Below are 21472 nucleotides of genomic sequence, written 5' to 3' on the forward strand. Positions count from 1 at the left end.
TTTTCTTTTCGTCGATACTTTAGTATCGACGAAAATCATTAATTTCAACATCTAATCAGATGTGCTAAAATCTTTTTATCACCCTTTACAATCAAATCATTATGCTTAAGAAAATTTTATGGCCTATATTGATTGGTACTGTTTTAGCGATAGTGCTATTGATTATATTTCCAACCTTGCGCAATGGAACACAATCAAACTTTTCAAGATCAATCTTTGATAACGAACCCATAAGTTATTCTGATGCTGTCAAAATTGCTGCACCAGCTGTTGTGAATATCTACAGCCGTTCAGTGAATGCAATGTCTCAACAATCGACAGATAACCCAATTACACCTCTAGGTTCTGGGGTAATTATGAGTAAGCAGGGTTATATTATTACTAATTATCATGTTGTTGATGGTGCAGAACAAATTATCGTTGCTTTACAAGATGGACGAATTTTTGAAGCGCTAACAGTTGGTTCTGATAAACTGGTTGATATTGCAGTACTTAAAATTGAAGCTACCAATATACCAACAATTCACATCAATCCTAACCGAGAACCAAAAATTGGAGACGTTGTTTTAGCTATTGGTAATCCATACAATATTGGGCAAACCATTACGCAGGGCATTATCAGTGCAACAGGACGTGATGGTTTAAGTCCTTATCGTCGACAAAACTTTATTCAAACTGATGCATCAATCAACCATGGTAATTCTGGAGGGGCACTAGTTAATACTAAAGGTGAATTAGTCGGAATTAACACCTTAACCTTTGCTAAAAATTTAGGAAATGAAGTACCAGAAGGTATCGGTTTTGCCATTCCAACAGCGTTAGCGGTAAAGATAATGAATAAATTGATTCAGGATGGCAAAATAATTCGCGGATATATTGGTATTGATGGATTAGAATTTACGCCTACTCGAAATCCAAGCGATATGCCGGTTGTTTTAGGTATTTTGGTTACTAATGCCGAAGGCCCTTCTTTACAAGCCGGAGTACAAGCGGATGATATTTTAATTATGGTTGATAACAAGCCTGTCAAATCCATTATTCAAACTATGGATCAAATAGCCGAGTTGAAACCAGGCACAACCGTCCCCATAGTAGTATTGCGAAACGGTGAAAAGGTTGAGTTACAAGTAACTATTGGTCAGTTACCTGTTTAAACAAGGCTTTTATTGCTTGATTACCAGCAGTTTAAAGCGTATAATTCGCAACCTTAATCATGTTTTTTAACACTCGTATGGTGTATAGACTTTGCTTTCATAGCCGTTTATATAGCGATACGAACCAACACTAGAGGCTTATTATGAAAGAAGGTATTCATCCAGAATATAAAGCAATTACAGCAACATGTTCTTGCGGTAATGTTATCAAAACTCATTCAACTATTGGTCATGATATTCATCTTGACGTATGTGGTGAGTGTCACCCATTCTATACTGGTAAACAACGTGATGTTGCAACTGGTGGACGTGTAGATAAATTCAAACAACGTTTTTCAATGGTTGGCGGTAAAAAATAGTTTTTGTTGTAACGATTTTTTCGTTATTATCATAAAAAAGGCGCTTAATGCGCCTTTTTTATATCCCTTCTCTAATGATGCTGAACGATGATGAACATTTATTTCTATTCATCAATCAGATCAGGATCAATACCTAAATCTCTCATCATTTTTTGAGCTTGCTGTGGAATACCATCTTCTCGATCCTTTTGTAAGTCTTCATCACATGGTAAAGGCTGCCCTGTATAAGCATGCAAAAAAGCTTCACAAAGAAGTTCACTATTGGTTGCATGACGCAAATTATTCACTTGTCGACGAGTACGTTCATCAGTCAATATCTTTAAGACTTTTAACGGAATTGAAACAGTAATTTTTTTTACTTGCTCACTTTTTTTACCATGCTCTGCATAAGGGCTGATATAGTCGCCATTCCATTTCATCATTTTTCCACCAAATTACATCACAAATAATGTGGATAATTTTAACGTTTTTTTTGTTTTACTGCAATCTACACACCAAGATACTTAGACGTCTAGACATGTTGACGTCTTTATTAATTGTGTTATTCTTATACAACTGATATCTAAGAAAAAATCAAGAGGTCTAGGAAGATTATTATGGCTAATCAATCTAACAATCAAAGCCGATGTGCTAATTTGAACCAAGGAACGATTGCTGTCCGGGGAGGTTTAAATACTGATGATCAACACGGTAGTGTCGTTCCAGTGATTACCCCTTCAACATGTTACCGCTATGAAGAGTTTGCAAAACCCAGAGAATTTGATTATGGTCGAAAATCAAATCCTAGCCGACGATTAGTTGAACAAACCGTCGCAAAATTGGAAGGTGGAGCCGATGCCATATTAACAAATTGTGGAATGTCAGCCATCCATTTAGTTAGCGTTGCATTATTATCCCCTAATGATTTAGTGGTTGCGCCTCATGATTGCTATGGTGGCAGTTATCGGTTATTTAATAGTTTAAGCGAACGAGGTCATTTTAAAGCAAAATTTGTTGATCAGTCCGATCCTGTTGCATTGAAAGAAGCGTTAAATCTGCGTCCTAAATTAGTCTTAATTGAATCACCAAGTAATCCCCTTTTGCGTGTTGTCGATATTCAAGCGATCACTCAACAAGCGCATGAAGTGGGTGCAATTGTATTAGTAGATAATACTTTTATGACACCTATTTTACAAAAGCCATTAGAACTTGGAGCCGATATTGTCACCCATTCTTGTACTAAATTTTTAAATGGGCATTCCGATTTATTGGCTGGTATTTTGGTTTTCAAAGATCAAAAATTAGCAATAGATGTTTTATGGTGGGCAAATAATATTGGTACATTAACGTCATCATTTGATAGCTACTTGTTATTGCGTGGATTACGTACTTTAGCCGCTCGTGTCAAATTACAGCAAGACAATGCCAAACAAGTGGTTGAGTTTTTAGTAAATCACCCTAAAATTGCTAAAGTTTTCCATCCATCTTTACCGTCTAATCTTGGTCACGATATCGCTAAAAAACAGCAAAAAGGGTTTGGCTCTCTCTTAAGTTTTGAATTGGTCGGTAATGCTGACGTTATGCCTAAATTTTTAAAAGCGTTGAATATATTTACGTTGGCACAATCATTAGGGGGAGTTGAAAGCTTAGTCTGTCACCCTGCAACGATGACCCATTCAGGAATTAGCGCCGAAGCTCGTAAGACAGCTGGCATCTCCGATCAACTATTACGCATTTCAGTTGGATTAGAAGATATTGATGATTTAATCGGTGATTTACAACAAGCATTAGCAGCTATTTAGCTTTAATTATATAATTTAATTATGGGTTGATGATTTCACTATTATAATCTATTTCATCAATCCTTTTAATATTTAATTTATTGATATTTATAGTGAATTTTAAATGTTATTTACCGTAATGGATGATTTTATGTTGAATTGCGGTAAATATCTCATCAAGTGAGTGTCGTTTGGCTCGTCCGCAAATTTTGGCTACGTCATCACATACAAGACATTGCCTCGGACGTTGTTCAAATTGAGCTCGAGAAAGGCTCAGTTGGGTAGTAGGATCAATAACATCGATATCCCATAATCGTCCTAAAGGATGATTATCTTCAATATCAATACAAAATTTTTTTAACTGTTCTGTTTGACAAGCTACCGAAATAATCGCTTCAAACCCTGTGATTTGATGATAATGCTGTTCATTCACGATAGTAATATTGTTTGTACTCAAACACTGGTGTAATGCTTGGATCGCTTGATTAAATAGATAGTGTGCTCCACTACTATTTTTTATAGCTCCTGGAATCACCAAACAAAGTGAGATGATTGGCTGTTGATAGTGCGTTATTGCAAAAAGTTGATTGGCAACTCGTTTTTCTTTCGCAAGTAACATCTGTTCAAGCGTGATTGGCGTACCATCATCAAATTTTACTATCATTGTGGTTTTGTCTGCTATTTAGATAAAAGAAGGCAATAGCATGTCATCATGTCATGCTATTGCAAGTTAGTTAGTCTTTAACTTCGCGTACTACATCAATCACCGAACCATCTCGGTAATGAACAATACCAACAATTTTATCATTAAATTCAATTGGTTTTGGTTCACCAGTCAATGACACAGCACGTTGGTAGAGCTCTTCGATGCTCATTACCGGTAAGTTTGCTGCTTTTAAACGTTCAGCAATTTCTGGACGGTTAGGGTTAACAGCAATACCATGGTCAGTTACAAGCACATCAACGCTCTCACCTGGTGTTACAACGGTTGTCACTTTCTTAATCACAGTTGGAATACGGCTACGAATTAATGGCGCAACAATAATGGTTAAGTTTGCACCAGCCGCGGTATCACAGTGACCACCAGACGCACCTCGCATAACACCATCCGATCCCGTTAATACATTGACGTTATAATCAAGATCGATTTCAAGTGCACTAAGGATAACAATATCCAACTCATCCACACTTGCCCCTTTCGATGCAGGGTTTGCATAGACATTGGTTGAAACTTCGATATGATCTCGGTTTTTACCTAGAGATTGTCCTGCAGTACCATCAAAACTTTGCGTATCAAGTAAACGTTTAACTAAACCTTTTTCATGTAAATCAACAATACTTGCTGTAATACCACCTAATGCAAATGAGGCGGTAATATTTTTAGCTCGCATACGATTTTCTAAGAATCGGGTGGCTGCCGTTGAAGACGCACCTGAACCAGTTTGAATTGAGAAACCGTCTTTAAAATAGCCAGAATACTCAATGACATCCGCAGCATAACGTGCAATCATTAACTCACGTGGGTTACTGGTAATTCGCGCTGCACCGACACTGATTTTAGTCGGGTCACCCACTTCATCGACTTTAACAATGTAATCGACTTGATCCTGACGAATACTTGCCGGATGATTAGGATAACCAACGATATCTTCAGTCAACAAGACTACTTTTTTCGCAAATTGCGCATCAACCATCGCATAACCCAATGCACCACATTGAGATTTACCCGATACACCATTGGCATTACCTTGTTCATCAGCTGTTGAAACAGCTAAAAATGCGATATCAATATTAATTTCACCACTTTGAATAAGTTTTACTCGTCCACCGTGTGAGTGAATATGAACAGGATTATCCATTAATCCATGTGAAATAGCATCAGCTAATTTTCCTCGTAAACCAGAGGTATAAATTTTGGTAATCACACCTGCTTCAATATGTGGAATCAAAGCAGAGTTGCAACTTAACAATGAACTTGATGCTAACGTTAAGTTTTTAATACCCAGTTTGCTGATCGTTTCAACAACTTTGTTAATGACCTTATCACCTTCACGAAAAGCATGGTGGAAAGAGATTGTCATTCCATCACGTAATTCACATTTATGAATTGCTTGTTCGATAGAATCACATAATTTACGTGTGTATTTTGACTCATCTTTTAAATAAGGCGTTGTTGCATTAGCATTAACAAACGGTGCAATATTGTTTAGATCAGGATGCTGTTTTAGCAAATCATCAATTTTTTTGTCTATAGAAGTCGTCATTTTTTAATCCTATCAAATTTCTTTACGTACACCAGAATATTTGGCTAGCTCAATAATTTTTTGAGCACGTGCAATAATCGGTGCATCAATCATTTTGCCATTTAATGAAACCACACCAAGCCCTTTTCTTTCACCTTCTTCAGCAGCTTCAACCACTTTTTGTGCATTTTCAACTTCTGCCGCTGTTGGCGCATAAGCATTATGTAGTAATTCAATTTGTCTTGGATTAATCAGTGATTTACCGTTATAACCTAATTTTTTGATTAAGCTAACTTCTTTCAAGAAGCCTTCATCATCATTCACGTTAGAATAAACCACGTCAAATGCATCAATACCCGCCACTCGCGCTGCATGTAAAACAGCACAACGAGCATAAAATAGTTCGGTACCGTCTCCACGCTCAGTTTGCATATCAACCAAATAATCGAATGCCGCTAACGCTATACCAATCAAACGTGGTGAAGATTTTGCGATTGAAACAGCATTTACTACACCTAACGCAGATTCAATCGCTGCCATTAATTTAGTACTACCAACCTCACGACCACACTCTTTTTCAATTCGTTCAACGTGAGCTTCAAGTTCATGGATATCTTCAGCACTATTTGTCATCGGTAGACGTACAACGTCAACACCTGCTCTCACAACAGCTTCAAGATCTTTTAATCCAAATGGAGTATTGAGCGCATTGATTCGAACAACAGTTTCAATTCCATGTTCTTTATAAACCGGAAGACGTAATGTTTGTGCAACCAATAAACGAGCAGAATCTTTTTCTTTTAATGATACTGCATCTTCAAGATCGAACATGATTGAATCAGGCTTATAGACAAACGAAGTGGATAACATCGCTGCATTCGCACCCGGCAGAAATAACATACTTCGACGCAATTTTTTCATAGTAATTTACTCCAATCTAAGTTCTCTTCTTCTGCGCCACGCAATACTGCACATTGTACTCGAGCTTTAATCGCACAATCTAAAGCGCCTTTATCATCAATAATAATTAAACCGTCAGTCACATTAAGACTTGTTAAGGTTTGCTCAACAACGGCGCGTATTTGATCGCCAAATTGCTTATTAACATCACTATTAATAACAATTTCAATTCCTGTATTAGGAGTGACTTTCACTAACAAATCGCTTGATTCGAGAGTGCCAGCCATGGCTTCTTTCTTGATTTTCATTTAGTTACCTTTTGAACGAATTAAATTTTTAACTGAATCTAAATTAGCCTCTAGATAGTTCCATGTTGTTTCAGGAACTAATCGTTTTACCTCTTCATATTGCTCATCAGCCAGTAATTTTCTAACCAACGAAGCGGATATGATATCTTCCCCTTCAAGAATACGTTGAATTTCAACTAACGTTACAACCGGATAAGGACTAACGTCTTTATCCTGTAACCAATAACGCATTGAAGTATTATAAGCATTAGTTATTTGACTGTAGGGCTCGGTTCCAACAAAACGATAGGTAATATTCAGTGCTGGGGCAATATAATTACGGAAAATTAATAAATCGATCCCCATGTAAGCGTAATCAATTTTATCATTATCCTTTAAAAAATAAGTAGGAAATGTTGCTCTAGATATAATATAAGCAGAACTTGCATGTACCGTGACATTTTTTAAGTGTTTCGATCCCTCTTTCACAAGTTGTAAACGTACATCAAATGGGAATAGTGAAACATTTTCATTGACGACAAAAACATGAAGCCAATCACATTGACTGGCAGCATATTGTAAAAGATGTTGGTGACCTTTTGTAAATGGATTAGCATTCATCACTACACTGCCAATCTTGTTTCCTTCTTTACGGTGTTCACTTAAATATTTACAGTATTGCTTAATTCCAACGGGGGTATTTTCCATTAATACGACAAGATTATTTACCTCGACGATAGGATAAAATCCACACCCTTTGAAAAAGTCGATATTTTCAGGTTTAGTATATAAAAAGAGATGAAAATGCCCCTGCTCATTAGCATATTTGATAACGTTATCCAACAAAGTCAAATTAAGCTGATTTCCACGATAATCCGGATCAATCGCAACACATTTAATAATATTGTCATCAATGCCTGCACAAGCCACCATTTTACCGTCCATGTAAGCAACGATAAATATATGAACTTGAGGGTCTAAGTTTAGATCCGATAGCGTTAACAAACGAATAATTTGTTCTCGTTCAGTTAATGATTTTGAGATATCTACCACTGAAAAATCGACTAAACTATACATAATATCACCTATTTTTCTGCTACCACATAGTTAGTTAAACGACCAATTCCAGAGATTTCAACTTCAATTTTATCGCCATCTTTCATAAATACTGGAGGATTACGTTTTTTACCTACACCACCCGGTGAACCAGTAAGAATAACATCGCCAGGAGATAAACGGGTAAAAGTACTGATATAAGAAATAAGTTCAGGCACGGTATGGACTAAGTTTTTGACATAATCGTGTTGCATTTCCTGACCGTTTAAATAGGTCGTTAAAGATAATACGGTAGGATCAGGAATCTCATCAGTCGTGGTTAAACAAGGACCAAATGCACCTGTACTTGGCCAGTTTTTACCTGCCGTAAACCAAGTATATTGCCAATCACGGATTGAACCGTCCATATAACAGCTGTAACCTGCTACATGTGATAATGCATCTTCTTGTTTGATACGAAAACCACCTTTACCAATGATAATGGCAAGTTCACCTTCATAATCTAGTTCATTCGTAATAGCTGGTTTGAGGATATTCGTTTTATGCCCTGTTTGTGAATCAGGGAAACGAACAAATAATGTTGGTGCTGAACTGGTTTCATTAAATTCTGCTCTTTTTTCAGCATAGTTCATGCCAACACATAAAATTTTATTGGGATTCGGTATAACCGGTAAATAAGTGATATCTTGCTCATTAATGTCACTTGGAGCATTAATATAGGTTTTTGCTAGCGACAAGCCTTCTTCATCAGCAAGTAATGATTTCAAATCAGCATATTTATCACCGAATTTTTGTTTTAAATCAACAATACCATGATTAGTGAGAAGACCAAAACTTGCTCTACCAGAGACAAGATAACTGACAAGCTTCATGAGTACTCCTTAAAAGCTGTTTGTATTGATTATTACTATAAAATAAAAACAAACAACCCTAGTCTAGGCTAAGGTTGTTGTTAAAAAAATTTAACTATACTAAGAAATTGCCGAGAATAAGTAACGATACCGATACATTAATCGCACCACCAATACGGGTTGCAATTTGTGCAAATGGCATTAACTCCATTCGTTCCGCTGCGGTTAATATTGCAACGTCACCTGTTCCGCCTTGACCACTTTGACAACATGAAATAACAGCTGCATCTACTGGATACATACCTAATTTTTTCGCTACAAAGAAGCCTGTTGTTACTAAGCTCACCACGGTACAAACGATGACTGCTAAGTTAGTTAACGTAAATGCAGAAACAATTTTATCCCATGGAGTGATTGCCACACCTACCGCAAATAAAATTGGATAAGTGACAGACGTTTGGAAGAATTTGTAAACGACTTGTGAACCACTCAATACTTTTGGTGAAACACCTGAAATTAATTTAACAAATACAGCTGCAAATAACATTCCTACTGGTGCTGGAATACCCGTCACTTTATGACCAATCATACCAACCATATAAAGGATAGCGGCTAATAATACACCTGAAGCAAATGTTGTCACATCGATAACAGAATCAGCTTTCGTTGCTTTTTTATCTGTAATTTCGTCTTCTTCTGACGCTGGTAGTAATCGTCCATTACCCGTTAAATGTGGATAAGCTTTACCAATACGATTAAGCACACCACCACAAATAATACCCGTTAATCCACCTAACATAACGATCGGTAATACACGACCTAAGGCTTCACCTTGTTCCATACCTAAAATTGCAGCATAGCCAATTGAAAGTGGAATTGCACCTTCACCAACACCACCAGCCATGATAGGTAATACCAAGAAGAAGAATGTTTCAAACGGTGTTAAACCAAGCAGATAACCGACACCAACACCAACAAGCATCCCGACAATCTCACCACATACCATCGGTCCAAAGATTTTTAAGAAACCTTGAATAAGTGTTTTCTTATCCATGTTCATAATACTACCAACGATGATACAACAAATGTATAAATAAAGAATATGCGTATCTTTATAGAACTTAGTTGTTGCTTCAACAACTGGCGTAGGAAGAATTCCATAATAAACTAAAGCAGATGGAATGAAGGTTGCACAGATTGCTGCTGCGCCCATTTTACCAACGATCGGTAAACGTTTACCAATTTCACCACACAAAAAGCCAAAAAATGCACAAGTGACAACCATAACAACGATTTCACTCGGTAACTTACCTGTTACTAACACTTCGGTGAAAATAAGAATACCAGCAATAATAAATAATGGAAGTGGAATTACACCAATTTTATAATTGTCCATGAGTCGCCACCAATTATAAGGCCACCCTTTTAAATTTTGCTCAACGGGCTTACTCGTTGATTCTTTTTGATTATGCGTTTTTCCAATTGAATTGAAATCCACCATATGTATTTTTTCTCCAAAATGATTTGATTTGTTCGAATTAATTGGCGCGTATAGTGACAAAATATGAATCTCATTTTTGTGATATAAATCATATTTTAACTGTGGTTTTTATGGTTTTAATGGCTCAAAGTTTTTTTATGCTGTGTTACACTCACCTCTACTTTAATTTGAAAAGTAAATGTAAAAATGCGAAAGAAAGTACTATTATCATTTACTACGAAATTATTTTTATCTCTTTTGATCTTTTCATTGATTATTTTAGCTCTATTACAAAGTTATATTTGGAATGCGACAGAAACAAATTTATACCGAAGTTTAGGTGAAAAAGCGCAAATTCAAGCAAGGGAATTAGCAGTAATACCCAGTTTAATAAAATATGTTAGAGAAAAAGATACGAATAAAATAGCTGAATTAGTAATTGATATTTTTCAACAAAGTGATGCAAGTTATATTGTTATTGGTGATGAAAATGCCCATCGCCTTTTTCATACTGCTAATAATGCGCTATTTTCACCCATGATTGGTGACGATAATCAGCAAGTACTCAATGGCAATAGTAGTGTTACCATTAGTGAGGGTTCACTTGGATTAGCATTAAGAGGTAAAGCACCAATAGTGGATCAAGGTAAAATTGTTGGCATTGTCTCAATTGGTTATATGATTGATGATATTTATGCACTACATATCAAACAAGTAATACCTTTTATCTTTTTTTGTTCATTACTATTTTTAGCATTGTTTATCTTTTCTTATTGTTTTTCTAAGGCAATCAAAAGACAGATGTTTAATTTGGAGCCGAAAGAAATTGCATTACTGGTAAAAAGCCAAAAATCAATTATGGAATCCATTTTTGAAGGCGTCATTGCCATTGATCTTGATTACAAAATTATGAATATCAATCAATCAGCAAGATCGATGTTAAAAATTAAAGTCAAAGATAATGAATTGATTCATCATACTCTATGGGATTTTATTGAATCAACAGAATTTATAAGTGGAGATGATAATAAGACCCAAGATATACATGATCATATTTGTTATTTTAATAATATAATTGTCATTGCTAATCGAGTACGAATTTTGGTTGATAATAAGATTAAAGGTTGGGTTATTACGTTCCGTAACTACAATGATATCAATTTATTAAGCATGCAATTAACTCAGGTAAATCAATATGTGGATAATTTGCGCACATTAAGACACGAACATCTTAATTGGATGGCAACGTTATCTGGTTTAATTTATATGAAGCGTTACCAAGAAGCAGAATCTTTTATTGCATTGCACTCTGCCGATAATCAAGCTAGTTTAGATTTTATAACTGAGCATTTTAAAGTACCTGCTGTATGTGGTCTGTTAATAGGTAAATATTCTAAATCACATGAAATTGGTTTAAAGCTGGTTTTCGATCCTGCATGCCAGTTAACTGCATTACCCGATTCAATTACCGAAACAGAATTTATGTCTATTTTAGGTAATTTACTTGATAACGCATTCAATGCCAGTTTGAAAAACGATCGTGGAGATAAAACAATTTCTTTATATCTCAGCGATGCAACGGATGAAATTGTTTTAGAAATTAGTGATCAAGGATGTGGAATAGATGAAAAAATTCGTGATTCAATTTTTAAACCCGGTGTCACATCACAAGATACTAAAGAACATGGGATTGGTTTGCATCTCGTTTTGACGTACATAAAAAAAGCTAATGGCTATATTACATTTGAAGATAATGAACCTTACGGTGCAATTTTTTCCGTTTTCATACCCAAATAACATGAGGGATAAGAAAGTATGAATCAATCAAAAGATGATATAATTAAAGCACTTATAGTTGAAGATGAGCCAATTTTAGCTGAGCTAAATGCTGATTTTATTCAACGCGATACCAAAGTAAATGTTATTGGTATTGCCTCCAATTTGGCTGAAGCAAAAATAATGATCGATAAATTAAAACCAACTTTAATTTTATTAGACAATTATTTACCAGATGGAAAAGGTATCGATCTTTTTGAATATATCATTAATAATCATCTTGATTGCTATGTTATTTTCATCACTGCGGCCAGTGATATGGATACGTGTAGCAAAGCAATACGCTTGGGTGCATTTGATTATTTGATAAAACCACTGTCCTATCAACGTTTAAAACATTCGTTAGAGCGTTTTGAACTGTTTTTATATCGGCAAAGCCTACAAAAGCATGTCAATCAACGAAGAATTGATGAACTTTTTAATTTGCAAACGAAAGATTTTGTCGGCATTAATCGTCATTCAAAAGGTATCGAGGAAATCACTCTACAAAAAGTTAAAGATCTATTTATGAAAACAGACAAACCCTTAACGGTAGATGATATAGTCGAAAATGCTCAAATCAGTAAAACGACCGCCAGACGATATTTAGAACATTGTGTTCAAACAAAATTATTAACTGTTGAACTTAACCATGGAAAAATCGGGCGCCCAGAAAGACTGTATAAACGATTAGGAAAATAGCCCTATTTTCCAAATATTAGCTAAGTACCACTAAAGCCAACTATTCATATAATTGATAATTATATAAATATGCTTATTTGTTATTTTATCCCCTAAATATTTGATGCTAGATTGAATTCATCCAATCATGAAACATGATTGATTCTGCCGTATCAGATAAGAGGAGTAAGCATATGTCTATAGCAATAGGAAAGGTAGTCACTAACGAAAATAATGAAATTAACCAAGATGGCGCTTTTGTTCGTCAATCTAATCGATTTGATACTCCCTTTGGCAACGAGCCTGGCATGCTGCCGGTTGAATCGGGTCGTTATCGTTTAATTTGGGCGGCAATTTGTCCTTGGGCACACCGCCAGATGATTGCGATTAAGTTATTGGGATTAGAGCATGTGATTAGTGTAGGTAAAGTATCACCTGTTCGTACCAGCCATGGTTGGGAGTTTTCACTTGATCCTAAGGGTGTTGATCCCGTGCTCGGTATTCGCTACTTACCCGAAATTTATGCCTCAACAGATCCCAATTACCATGGTCGAGCAACCGTACCAACCATAGTGGATGTGAAAACTGGCAAAGTGGTTAACAATGACTATTTTAATTTAACCTATTATTGGGAAACCGTTTTTAAACCCTTTCATAAATCAGGTGCACCTGATCTTTATCCTCAACATTTACGTAAGGAGATTGATGAACTTAACCATGTGATTTTTCATGAAGTAAATAATGGCGTTTATAAGGCAGGATTTGCACGCTCACAAAAGGCTTACGAAGAAGCTTATCATCTTGTATTCAATCAATTAGATAAACTGGAACAACGTTTAGACAAATCACGCTATCTATTTGGTGATAATATTACTGATTCCGATATTCGTCTGTATGTCACATTAGCCCGCTTTGATGTTGCCTATTATTCTGCATTCAAAACTAACCGTAATCGAATTATTGATTACCCTAATTTATGGGCTTATGCCAGAGATCTGTATCAAATCCCAGCTTTTGGTGAAACCACCGATTTTGAAGCAATAAAAAAGGGCTATTTTTTGAGTAATAATTCGCATAATCCTTATGATATTTTGCCTTTAGGCCCTGATGTTAGCAATTGGCATACTCCACATAATCGAGATAAACGGTTTAGTAAAAGTCACTAATTATTGGGATAATACGAATGCCAAATATAGTAGATATTGGATTGATTTTCAGCCAAATTCCGACATTACTTGCTTATTTGCCGGTCACATTATTTATTACCTTTTTTTCAATGTTACTGGGGGTCATGTTAGGACTCATCATCGCTATCATTAAAATGAATAAGATACCTGTTCTTTCTCAGATGGCGATGATATTTGTTTCATTTATTAGAGGAACGCCATTGATAGTGCAACTCTATTTAAGCTTCTATGGTATTCCTATTATCTTACGGTATATCAATTATTATTATCACACCGACTTGAATATTAACAGTGTTCCACCAATGCTATTTGTTTTGATTGCGTTTTCCTTTAATGAAGCGGCATATAATTCAGAAACAATCCGTGCCGCACTACAATCGGTAAATAAAGGACAAATTGAAGCAGCACAGTCCCTTGGGATGACCTATGGCCAGTTATTACGTCGAATCATCATTCCGGAAGCCTTTATTGTCGCCTTACCTAATCTTGGTAACGCACTAATAGGCTTACTTAAGGGCACCTCCCTCGCCTTCGTTTGTTCTGTAACTGAAATGACGGGCAGAGGTAAAACCTTAGCTGGACATAGTTATCGCTATTTTGAAGTCTATATTTCATTAGCACTTATCTACTGGGCATTAACCATCATTATTGAATTGATCGTCAGATATTTGGAAAAGCGCCTTACGATATCTGATACGGTGAATACACCAAGTTATCGCCGAGGGAAGCTATTATGATAAATGTGCAAAATTTAACTTTATCTTTTCAAGATAATTCAATACTGAATAATCTTAATTTTCACATTAAACCTCATGATATTGTGGCAATTATCGGTGCGTCAGGAGCAGGCAAATCAACACTACTACGATGCTTAAATTTATTAGAAAGACCGCAATTCGGTAAAATTAGCATTAATGATATTGAGTTGGATGTCAGCCGTGTAAAGCGATCGCAATTAGTTAGATTTCGCCAACAAACTGCAATGGTATTCCAACAATTTAATTTATTCCAACAAAAAAATGCATTAGAAAATGTGATGGAAGGATTAGTTGTTGTAAAAAAATACCCTAAAGATAAAGCACAACAAATAGCTTATGACAAATTAGTTGAAGTTGGACTGGGTGAACGAATCTATCATTACCCCAAACAGCTATCGGGAGGACAACAACAACGCGTTGCTATCGCCAGAGCGTTAGCGATGGATCCGAAAGTATTATTACTTGATGAACCCACTTCCGCCTTAGATCCTGAATTAGTCGGTGAAGTTTTAGCTACGATAAAATTAGCAGCAAAATCAGGTATAACTATGCTCCTTGTCTCTCACGAAATGAGTTTTGTACACGAAATCGCAACTCGAGTCTTTTTCTTGGATAAAGGGCAAATAATAGAAGACGGCACACCCAAACAAGTTTTTACCAATCCAACTCAGCAAAGAACCCGTGATTTTTTAGCACGCTATTACAATACCATGCAAATGGAGTATGAAATCTAATGATTAAAAGAGGTCGTAATGAGTATTGTTTTACAACAACATTGTCAAAATATTAACTGGCAAGATGTCGCTGACTTACTTGCCTTTTATGGACTCAGTTCGCTTGATGCGAAAACTCAAGAACAAGTTTTTAAACAGAGTTATAGTGTCGTTTTTTTACTGGAAAAAAAACGAGTTGTGGGTGTGGGGCGCACATTATCAGATGGTATTTGTCAGGCAGCCATTTATAACATTGCGCTGGCAAACCATTTACATGGTCAGCAATTTGGACGGTTAATTGTGGAAAAACTGGTAGAACAGGTCAAACACTGCAATATCATTCTTTATACTCATCCCCAAACCATCGAATTTTATAAAAATTTGGGGTTCGATTTAATGAAAACGGGAATGGCTCGTTATCAGGTCGATCATCGAACCGAAATGAAAAATATGGGTTTTATCTAAAACTGTTTTAGCTTTATTCCGTAAAAAAAGGAGAGTAGCATTATGAATATCCGCACAAATTATTTTATTTCAGCGCTAAGCATACTAACTTTAACTGTTTTGTTATCTGGCTGTGATAACGCCAAAGAAAACTCACCAACACCCCAAAAAGAAAAAATTACTATTGCTACCTCTGGCGCACCGAGCCCTTTTACGACGGTAAATGATAAAGGAGAATTAATTGGCTACGATATTGAGGTGGTCAAAGCGGTATTTGCCCAATTACCACAATATGAAATCAACTTTGAAGTTACCGAGTTTCCTTCGGTTTTAGCAGGACTTGACTCTCAGCGTTATCAAGTCGGTGCCAATAATTATGCGATGAATGAAAAACGGAAAGAAAAATATTTTTATTCTTCGCCAATTTTCATGAACCAATATGTAATAGCAGTAGCTGAAAATAATGACAGTATTAACCGTTTTAGTGATTTAAAAGGCAAATCGACTGAAGTTTCTCCGGGGCTTAATTATGCTACAGCGTTAGAGTTATATAATGAACAACATCCCGATAACCCCGTCAACATCATTTACAGTGAAGCAGACTTACTACCAGTGTTACAGCATGTTGAAACAGGACAATATGATTTCCAGTTAATTGATAAAGTCATGCTGTCGCAATATATCAGCGAACATAACTTAAAACTAAAAAGTATCGATTTAAGCAACGAAGATGCTGAACGTATTGCTTCTCCCTATAGTTACTTACTGATCAGCAAAGGAAAGAAAGGCGAACAATTAACGAAAGATATTAATCAAGGTATACAAAAAATCATCAATAATGGAGAATTATCAGAAATTAGTATTCATTATTTCGGTGCTGATTATTCACCCAAACAGTGAAGTACCATGATTAAAATAACCGCTTGGATTATAGCAAAGCGTTGGGTTAAATAGCATTGCCTACCAATGATAAAATAGATGCTTAAAGCACTTATTCACAACGCTTTAAGATGCTGAGTATCACGGAGAAGACTTAGTATAAATTTATACTCAAATGTTATCAAAGTCTTTACTTTTACGAGTATCTTTAAGCTATGAAATGTAAGACTAAAAAATATTTCTTATTGATAGTTAATGGCTCTTAGACAGATGATCCCAGAGCCAAATTAATTAATCGACAATGATTCGTCCATTCAACGGTTGAATTGGGCGGTTATTATCATGTTGCATAATTGAGTGAAATTTTTCGATTTGTGCTTTTGATACATAACTTTCGTGTTCTAACACAATCCACCTCACCCCTTCTGTACAAGGTGGCGTAGTCAGTGAACCACTAAAACGGTAATAATCCAATACCTTGGGTAATAACGCTTTTATATCAATAGCGTTATCTAATATCATGCTTTTATTCACTACAGTTGGCATTTGATGCCAAGCTTTTTCTAATTCTAAATTGGTTTTGCCTTCTTTAAACATTAACGCCATTACCGCTAAATCACCATTCTGATTTTTATAAACAAAATGTGCTTCCATCGGATAATGCTTGCCGTTAATTTCATTTTCGCTAGGCGTATGAAAATGAAATTGCTGTAATGTAAAAAGTTCATCATCTAACGTTAAACTATTTTCACCCGATACATTGATTTGGATAGTATGCCCATTATTAACCATTTCTTGCTTAGCAGGCTTGAAAATAAGACTCAGCTCAGGATGATTTGTTTTAAGTGCATGTTCAATATTGATTGGCGATTGATTCTTGCCATTTTCACAAGTTGAATATTCCGGTGAAAGCTTTCCCCAATTTTCAGGCTTTTCTTGACCATCATATCCCCAATGAACGGCATGTTCATTTGCAAAACAGGGGAAGCTAAATGTTGCAATTAAAGCAGCAATCCTTATGTTCAATTTCATAATTTCTCAATTTAATAATGTGATTTGTGGCGAAATTATAGACTTATTAAACTAGTCTGACTATCTAAAATTGGTTAATTAAAAAATTCTCTCAAAAAACCTCATTAAGTTCTCTTAAAAAAAATTTGAGTTGTATTCTAAAATAAACAATATCGGTAAAACACCACCACAATCACAAAATTGAAATTTTGTCAATAAATTTTAAAAAATATAGATATTTCATTTCACTAATAAAAAATAATGCTCTATATTCCTCAGTAGTTTGATCTTAACGATAAATAAATTAGTTGAAATTTCTTAATTAAAAAAACAAGGTGTGATTAGATGAAAAGTATAAAAATAACAGGAGCTCGGATTCACAATCTTAAAAATGTTGATATTACTATTCCCAAAAACAAATTAACCGTTGCCACCGGTATAAGTGGTTCAGGAAAATCTAGTCTGATGTTTGATATTGTGTTTGAAGAAGGACGTAAAGGGTATCTTCAATCATTAGGAATCTTTCCGGGACTTGAAAATGAGAGAAAATTCGCAAGCATAGAGGGTATCGGCCCGACAATTGCAGTTAAGCAAAGCGTTGTACGTCAAAATAACCCAAGATCAACAGTCGGTTCAAAAACAAACATATTCAACCTTCTCGCCCTGTTGTATTCAAGTGAAGGGCAGGTTAAATGTTCAGCGTGCAACGAAACTATTGGACAAGATAAGGTCTGCGCTAAGTGTGGACATGAGGAAGAGCGCCTTGAATTAGGCTATTTTTCCTATAATAACCCTAACGGAATGTGCATGAAATGCGCTGGCAGAGGCGCATATTATCACGTTAATATGGAAAAGCTTGTTGCAAATAAAAATCCCACCGTTCGAGAGTTATTTAATTTTATCGGGGTAACCCCCGGTATACTTCGCGTCTTAGAAAGACATTTTAAAGACTATATGGATCAGCCCTATTTAGAAATACCGGATGAAATAAAAGAAGACGTGGTTAACGGGCATTATGTCAGCAATAACAGTGCAAATCAAAGCTTCTGCTTATCAAGAATTTTGCAAGCTAAACACAAAAGAGGCGAATATTTAAATGGTCTATACGAAATAACCCTTTGCTCAGAATGTCACGGATATCGCATTGGTGAAGAAGCTCGCAACATATTAATTAATGATAAACATATTGGTCAAGTCGGCAAAATGACTTTAGACGAGGCTAAAACGTTTTTTGAATCGGCATTAGAACTAAACGAAATAACGCAATTTGGGAAAAATCTTCTTAAAGATATTTTGAACAAGACAAAATCATTAATCGCTTCTCGTTTAGGGCATTTATCACTTTATAGAGAAATGTCCTCACTAAGTGGCGGAGAAATACAACGACTCTTCCTTAACTCGCATTTGGAATCGAAACTTGAGTCACTTATCTATATTCTTGATGAACCCACAGTTGGACTACATGAATCAGAAAAACTTGAACTTTTACAATCTATAAAAGCGCTTAAAGATTTAGGTAACACGGTTATTGTCGTGGAACATGACAGAAGTACGATAGAAATAGCTGAACATATTATTGATATTGGTCCCAAAGCGGGGATTGAAGGCGGAGAAGTGATTTATGAAGGTGATTATGCTGGTCTGTTAAAATGCGATAAATCATTGACAGGACAATATCTTTCCGGCAAGGCAAAAATGCCGATAAGGATGTTAAAACAAAATATCGATGATTCTGATATTCCTCGTTTAGTCATTCGACACGCCAAAACCAACAATTTAAAAGATATTTCAATCGCATTTCCATTAGGCGTTCTTATTGGGGTTTCGGGCGTTTCCGGAAGTGGAAAAAGCTCCTTGATATCGAGCACGCTAACACCCCTGTTAAAAAGCTATTTTCGCTTAGACGCCAATAAGAACAAAACCAATGGAGAAGAAGTAGATCTTGAAGAAGAATCACTATTAATCGAAACAATAGCCGAAAGGCTTGATGGCGCAGAAAATATTTCTGGCTTTGCTGAAGTATCGCAGGCACCAATAGGAAGAAATATAAATTCGAATCCTGTCACTTTTACCAAAATATGGGACAAGATACGAAGATTATTTGCAGAACAACCCGAAGCAAAACGGTTAAATTTAACGGCGGGACACTTTTCCTTCAATTCCGAGGGCGCTTGCCAAGAGTGTAATGGTAGTGGACGTAAAACTATTTTTCCTGAAGGTAGTTTAAAGATGTACGCGACATGCGAAAAATGTAAAGGTAAAAGATATAACAACGAAGCTTTAACTGTCACGTATAAAGGGAAAAATATTTCAGAAATTCTTGATATGCAGATTTCTGAAGCGATAGCCCTATTTAGTGATAATGATTTCATCGTTCGTCCGTTACAAATAATGGAACAGATTGGTATGGGATATATAAAGCTTGGGCAACCCACTTCAACAATGAGCGGAGGGGAAACCCAAAGACTAAAACTCGCGAAGGAATTAGGACAGCAACGAAAAGGTAATATCTTGTATATCATGGATGAACCCACTACCGGTTTAAGCCTTTATGATACAGCTCAGCTGATAAAACTGTTGGATGAATTAATCAAAAGCGGAAACTCTGTGATTATTGTTGAACATAATCATGAAGTTCTTGAATCGTGTGATTGGATTGTGGAGCTTGGTCCTGAAGGAGGATTAAAAGGCGGTGAAATTATTGCCGAAGGAACGCCTAAAGACTTGATTAAAAATCCAAAATCATTAATCGGAAAATACTTAACTCCTACGACTTGAAAAGTGGATACTTGATTATGGCTAATGTAAAAGAATTAGAAACCATTGATGCAGAATCGGTGAATATGAATCCAGATAAATTGAGAGAGCTGGATATCGCCTTGAATTTTCAATTAGGCATTATTAAAGGAATCGCTATTTTGCGAAAAGGCGGCATTGTGTTTGAAAAATATTTCAAAGGTTACCATGCTGAAAATACTCATCATCTAACTTCAGTAACACAAAGCGTGACTTCCGCTTTAGTGGGAATAGCCATTGATAAAGGATATATAAAAAGCGTCGATCAACCAATACTGGATTTCTTTCCAGAAGCGGAATCCAAAGCCAGTGATATGTTAAAGCGACATCTGACAATCAAACACTTACTTACCATGACTGCACCCTATTCTTGGAAAAAGAGTGAGCCATTAGATAGATTGAGAAGGCAAAAGAATTGGACGATGTTTATGCTTGAAATGTTGGGACAAAAAGGCCAGCTTGGGGAGTTTCAATTCAATATGTCTAATGCCCACCTTCTTTCAGCGATTATTACGCTGAGTACTGGACTATCAACCCGAGAATTTGCCAATAAATCATTATTCAGTCATTTAGGGGTGAAAGAGATCGATGACCAACAGATGAAATCCTTTTCTAAAGAAGATGTCTATGGTGAAAATATTACTAGTTGGATAAAAGATCCTCAAAATATCAATACTGGAGGCTGGGGACTGTCTTTAACTCTGCGGGATATGCTTCGTTTGGGATATTTGTATTTGAATAAAGGCCAATGCAATGATAAGCCGATCATTTCAGAAAACTGGATAACTGAATCGCTAAAACAGCATACGGAAGATTGTGGCTATATGTGGTGGCTTAGAGAAGATAAGGGTATTAACACTTTTCTTGCGGCAGGTATAGGCGGAACTTATCTCTATTGTGTTCCCGAAAAGGATCTGATAGTGGCAATCGTATCGAAAGTCGACAAAATGATAATCGACAGGTGGGAACTCATGGCGGATTATATTATTCCATCAATTACAGACAGTTAATTTTAAGTCGTTAACAAAATTTTGTTTCTGCAATTCATTCCACCAAAAGGCAAGAAGGTTTTAGGTTGGATTAGGTGCTATTCGGGCA

The 21472-nt window shown here is 35.9% G+C and carries 20 protein-coding genes and 1 pseudogene; 12 read left to right on the forward strand and 9 right to left on the reverse strand.

Annotated elements, in window-relative coordinates; translation table 11 throughout:
* Positions 1-101 precede the first annotated feature (101 nt).
* The gene (gene degS / locus A9G10_RS11560) at positions 102-1154 is read left to right on the forward strand and encodes an outer membrane-stress sensor serine endopeptidase DegS (protein ID WP_065559661.1); all 1053 of its coding nucleotides are present in this window, start codon (positions 102-104) and stop codon (positions 1152-1154) included.
* 143 nt (positions 1155-1297) lie between these two features.
* Positions 1298-1513, forward strand: a complete 216-nt coding sequence (gene rpmE, locus A9G10_RS11565) for a 50S ribosomal protein L31 (protein ID WP_065559662.1) — start codon at positions 1298-1300, stop codon at positions 1511-1513.
* 104 nt (positions 1514-1617) lie between these two features.
* Here rpmE and metJ read toward each other — a convergent pair whose 3' ends face one another.
* Complete coding sequence (gene metJ, locus A9G10_RS11570; protein WP_065559663.1) at positions 1618-1935, reverse strand: met regulon transcriptional regulator MetJ; 318 nt, start codon at positions 1933-1935, stop codon at positions 1618-1620.
* A 174-nt stretch (positions 1936-2109) separates the two neighbouring features.
* On the opposite strand from metJ, the gene metB reads away from it, so the two are divergent.
* A complete protein-coding gene (gene metB / locus A9G10_RS11575) occupies positions 2110-3294 on the forward strand; it encodes a cystathionine gamma-synthase (protein WP_065559664.1) in 1185 nt (394 codons plus the stop codon).
* 106 nt (positions 3295-3400) lie between these two features.
* Here metB and citX read toward each other — a convergent pair whose 3' ends face one another.
* From citX to A9G10_RS11610, 7 genes and pseudogenes are all read right to left on the reverse strand, one after another.
* Positions 3401-3937, reverse strand: coding sequence for a citrate lyase holo-[acyl-carrier protein] synthase (gene citX, locus A9G10_RS11580; RefSeq protein ID WP_065559665.1), 537 nt, complete (start codon positions 3935-3937; stop codon positions 3401-3403).
* A gap of 70 nt (positions 3938-4007) precedes the next feature.
* Complete coding sequence (gene citF / locus A9G10_RS11585) at positions 4008-5537, reverse strand: citrate lyase subunit alpha (RefSeq protein WP_065559666.1); 1530 nt, start codon at positions 5535-5537, stop codon at positions 4008-4010.
* Between the two features lie 12 nt (positions 5538-5549).
* Positions 5550-6437, reverse strand: a complete 888-nt coding sequence (citE, locus tag A9G10_RS11590) for a citrate (pro-3S)-lyase subunit beta (RefSeq protein ID WP_065559667.1) — start codon at positions 6435-6437, stop codon at positions 5550-5552.
* Positions 6434-6724 carry a citrate lyase acyl carrier protein gene (gene citD, locus A9G10_RS11595; protein ID WP_065559668.1) on the reverse strand — a complete coding sequence of 97 codons (291 nt, stop codon included), beginning with the start codon at positions 6722-6724 and terminating at the stop codon, positions 6434-6436. The genes citE and citD overlap by 4 nt, the downstream gene beginning before the upstream one ends.
* Complete coding sequence (citC, locus tag A9G10_RS11600; protein WP_065559669.1) at positions 6725-7780, reverse strand: [citrate (pro-3S)-lyase] ligase; 1056 nt, start codon at positions 7778-7780, stop codon at positions 6725-6727.
* 8 nt (positions 7781-7788) lie between these two features.
* Entirely contained in the window at positions 7789-8631 is an 843-nt protein-coding gene (locus tag A9G10_RS11605) for a fumarylacetoacetate hydrolase family protein (RefSeq protein WP_065559670.1), read from the reverse strand.
* Positions 8632-8725: 94 nt separating this feature from the next.
* Positions 8726-10018: pseudogene (locus A9G10_RS11610) on the reverse strand (2-hydroxycarboxylate transporter family protein); the annotation flags it as partial.
* Positions 10019-10297: 279 nt separating this feature from the next.
* Here A9G10_RS11610 and A9G10_RS11615 point away from each other — a divergent pair.
* The 7 genes from A9G10_RS11615 (at position 10298) to A9G10_RS11645 (ending at position 16588) form a co-directional block, all read left to right on the forward strand.
* The gene (locus A9G10_RS11615) at positions 10298-11887 is read left to right on the forward strand and encodes an ATP-binding protein (RefSeq protein ID WP_065559671.1); all 1590 of its coding nucleotides are present in this window, start codon (positions 10298-10300) and stop codon (positions 11885-11887) included.
* An 18-nt stretch (positions 11888-11905) separates the two neighbouring features.
* Positions 11906-12607: a response regulator gene (locus tag A9G10_RS11620; RefSeq protein WP_065559672.1), complete on the forward strand. Its 702-nt coding sequence runs from the start codon at positions 11906-11908 to the stop codon at positions 12605-12607.
* A 173-nt stretch (positions 12608-12780) separates the two neighbouring features.
* Positions 12781-13752, forward strand: coding sequence for a glutathione S-transferase family protein (locus A9G10_RS11625; protein WP_065559673.1), 972 nt, complete (start codon positions 12781-12783; stop codon positions 13750-13752).
* 17 nt (positions 13753-13769) lie between these two features.
* Positions 13770-14510, forward strand: a complete 741-nt coding sequence (locus A9G10_RS11630) for an amino acid ABC transporter permease (RefSeq protein ID WP_065559674.1) — start codon at positions 13770-13772, stop codon at positions 14508-14510.
* Positions 14507-15265: an amino acid ABC transporter ATP-binding protein gene (locus A9G10_RS11635; protein ID WP_065559675.1), complete on the forward strand. Its 759-nt coding sequence runs from the start codon at positions 14507-14509 to the stop codon at positions 15263-15265. Before A9G10_RS11630 ends, A9G10_RS11635 begins: the two co-directional genes overlap by 4 nt.
* 18 nt (positions 15266-15283) lie before the next feature.
* Positions 15284-15709, forward strand: coding sequence for a GNAT family N-acetyltransferase (locus tag A9G10_RS11640; protein WP_065559676.1), 426 nt, complete (start codon positions 15284-15286; stop codon positions 15707-15709).
* A 42-nt stretch (positions 15710-15751) separates the two neighbouring features.
* Positions 15752-16588 (forward strand): transporter substrate-binding domain-containing protein, encoded by an 837-nt coding sequence (locus A9G10_RS11645; RefSeq protein WP_065559677.1) that lies wholly within the window; start codon positions 15752-15754, stop codon positions 16586-16588.
* Positions 16589-16858: 270 nt separating this feature from the next.
* Here the strand turns inward: A9G10_RS11645 and A9G10_RS11650 are convergent, their stop codons facing one another.
* On the reverse strand, positions 16859-17599 hold the full coding sequence (locus A9G10_RS11650; protein WP_065559678.1) for a carbonic anhydrase: 741 nt from the start codon (positions 17597-17599) through the stop codon (positions 16859-16861).
* Between the two features lie 324 nt (positions 17600-17923).
* Here A9G10_RS11650 and A9G10_RS11655 point away from each other — a divergent pair, with 324 nt between their 5' ends.
* Both A9G10_RS11655 and A9G10_RS11660 read left to right on the forward strand, forming a co-directional pair.
* Positions 17924-20356: an excinuclease ABC subunit UvrA gene (locus A9G10_RS11655; protein ID WP_065559679.1), complete on the forward strand. Its 2433-nt coding sequence runs from the start codon at positions 17924-17926 to the stop codon at positions 20354-20356.
* Between the two features lie 17 nt (positions 20357-20373).
* On the forward strand, positions 20374-21384 hold the full coding sequence (locus A9G10_RS11660; RefSeq protein WP_065559680.1) for a serine hydrolase domain-containing protein: 1011 nt from the start codon (positions 20374-20376) through the stop codon (positions 21382-21384).
* Positions 21385-21472 lie beyond the last annotated feature (88 nt).

Origin of the sequence: Gilliamella sp. wkB308 (assembly GCF_001690185.1) — a bacterium.
Taxonomy (GTDB): domain Bacteria; phylum Pseudomonadota; class Gammaproteobacteria; order Enterobacterales; family Orbaceae; genus Gilliamella; species Gilliamella apicola_I.

What these genes read in the sequence shown, in the direction of transcription:
- degS (WP_065559661.1), top strand. Translation starts at nt 102, where the DNA reads ATGCTTAAGAAAATTTTATGGCCTATATTGATTGGTACTGTTTTAGCG.
- rpmE (WP_065559662.1), top strand. Translation starts at nt 1,298, where the DNA reads ATGAAAGAAGGTATTCATCCAGAATATAAAGCAATTACAGCAACATGT.
- metJ (WP_065559663.1), bottom strand. Translation starts at nt 1,935, where the DNA reads ATGATGAAATGGAATGGCGACTATATCAGCCCTTATGCAGAGCATGGT.
- metB (WP_065559664.1), top strand. Translation starts at nt 2,110, where the DNA reads ATGGCTAATCAATCTAACAATCAAAGCCGATGTGCTAATTTGAACCAA.
- citX (WP_065559665.1), bottom strand. Translation starts at nt 3,937, where the DNA reads ATGATAGTAAAATTTGATGATGGTACGCCAATCACGCTTGAACAGATG.
- citF (WP_065559666.1), bottom strand. Translation starts at nt 5,537, where the DNA reads ATGACGACTTCTATAGACAAAAAAATTGATGATTTGCTAAAACAGCAT.
- citE (WP_065559667.1), bottom strand. Translation starts at nt 6,437, where the DNA reads ATGAAAAAATTGCGTCGAAGTATGTTATTTCTGCCGGGTGCGAATGCA.
- citD (WP_065559668.1), bottom strand. Translation starts at nt 6,724, where the DNA reads ATGAAAATCAAGAAAGAAGCCATGGCTGGCACTCTCGAATCAAGCGAT.
- citC (WP_065559669.1), bottom strand. Translation starts at nt 7,780, where the DNA reads ATGTATAGTTTAGTCGATTTTTCAGTGGTAGATATCTCAAAATCATTA.
- A9G10_RS11605 (WP_065559670.1), bottom strand. Translation starts at nt 8,631, where the DNA reads ATGAAGCTTGTCAGTTATCTTGTCTCTGGTAGAGCAAGTTTTGGTCTT.
- A9G10_RS11615 (WP_065559671.1), top strand. Translation starts at nt 10,298, where the DNA reads ATGCGAAAGAAAGTACTATTATCATTTACTACGAAATTATTTTTATCT.
- A9G10_RS11620 (WP_065559672.1), top strand. Translation starts at nt 11,906, where the DNA reads ATGAATCAATCAAAAGATGATATAATTAAAGCACTTATAGTTGAAGAT.
- A9G10_RS11625 (WP_065559673.1), top strand. Translation starts at nt 12,781, where the DNA reads ATGTCTATAGCAATAGGAAAGGTAGTCACTAACGAAAATAATGAAATT.
- A9G10_RS11630 (WP_065559674.1), top strand. Translation starts at nt 13,770, where the DNA reads ATGCCAAATATAGTAGATATTGGATTGATTTTCAGCCAAATTCCGACA.
- A9G10_RS11635 (WP_065559675.1), top strand. Translation starts at nt 14,507, where the DNA reads ATGATAAATGTGCAAAATTTAACTTTATCTTTTCAAGATAATTCAATA.
- A9G10_RS11640 (WP_065559676.1), top strand. Translation starts at nt 15,284, where the DNA reads ATGAGTATTGTTTTACAACAACATTGTCAAAATATTAACTGGCAAGAT.
- A9G10_RS11645 (WP_065559677.1), top strand. Translation starts at nt 15,752, where the DNA reads ATGAATATCCGCACAAATTATTTTATTTCAGCGCTAAGCATACTAACT.
- A9G10_RS11650 (WP_065559678.1), bottom strand. Translation starts at nt 17,599, where the DNA reads ATGAAATTGAACATAAGGATTGCTGCTTTAATTGCAACATTTAGCTTC.
- A9G10_RS11655 (WP_065559679.1), top strand. Translation starts at nt 17,924, where the DNA reads ATGAAAAGTATAAAAATAACAGGAGCTCGGATTCACAATCTTAAAAAT.
- A9G10_RS11660 (WP_065559680.1), top strand. Translation starts at nt 20,374, where the DNA reads ATGGCTAATGTAAAAGAATTAGAAACCATTGATGCAGAATCGGTGAAT.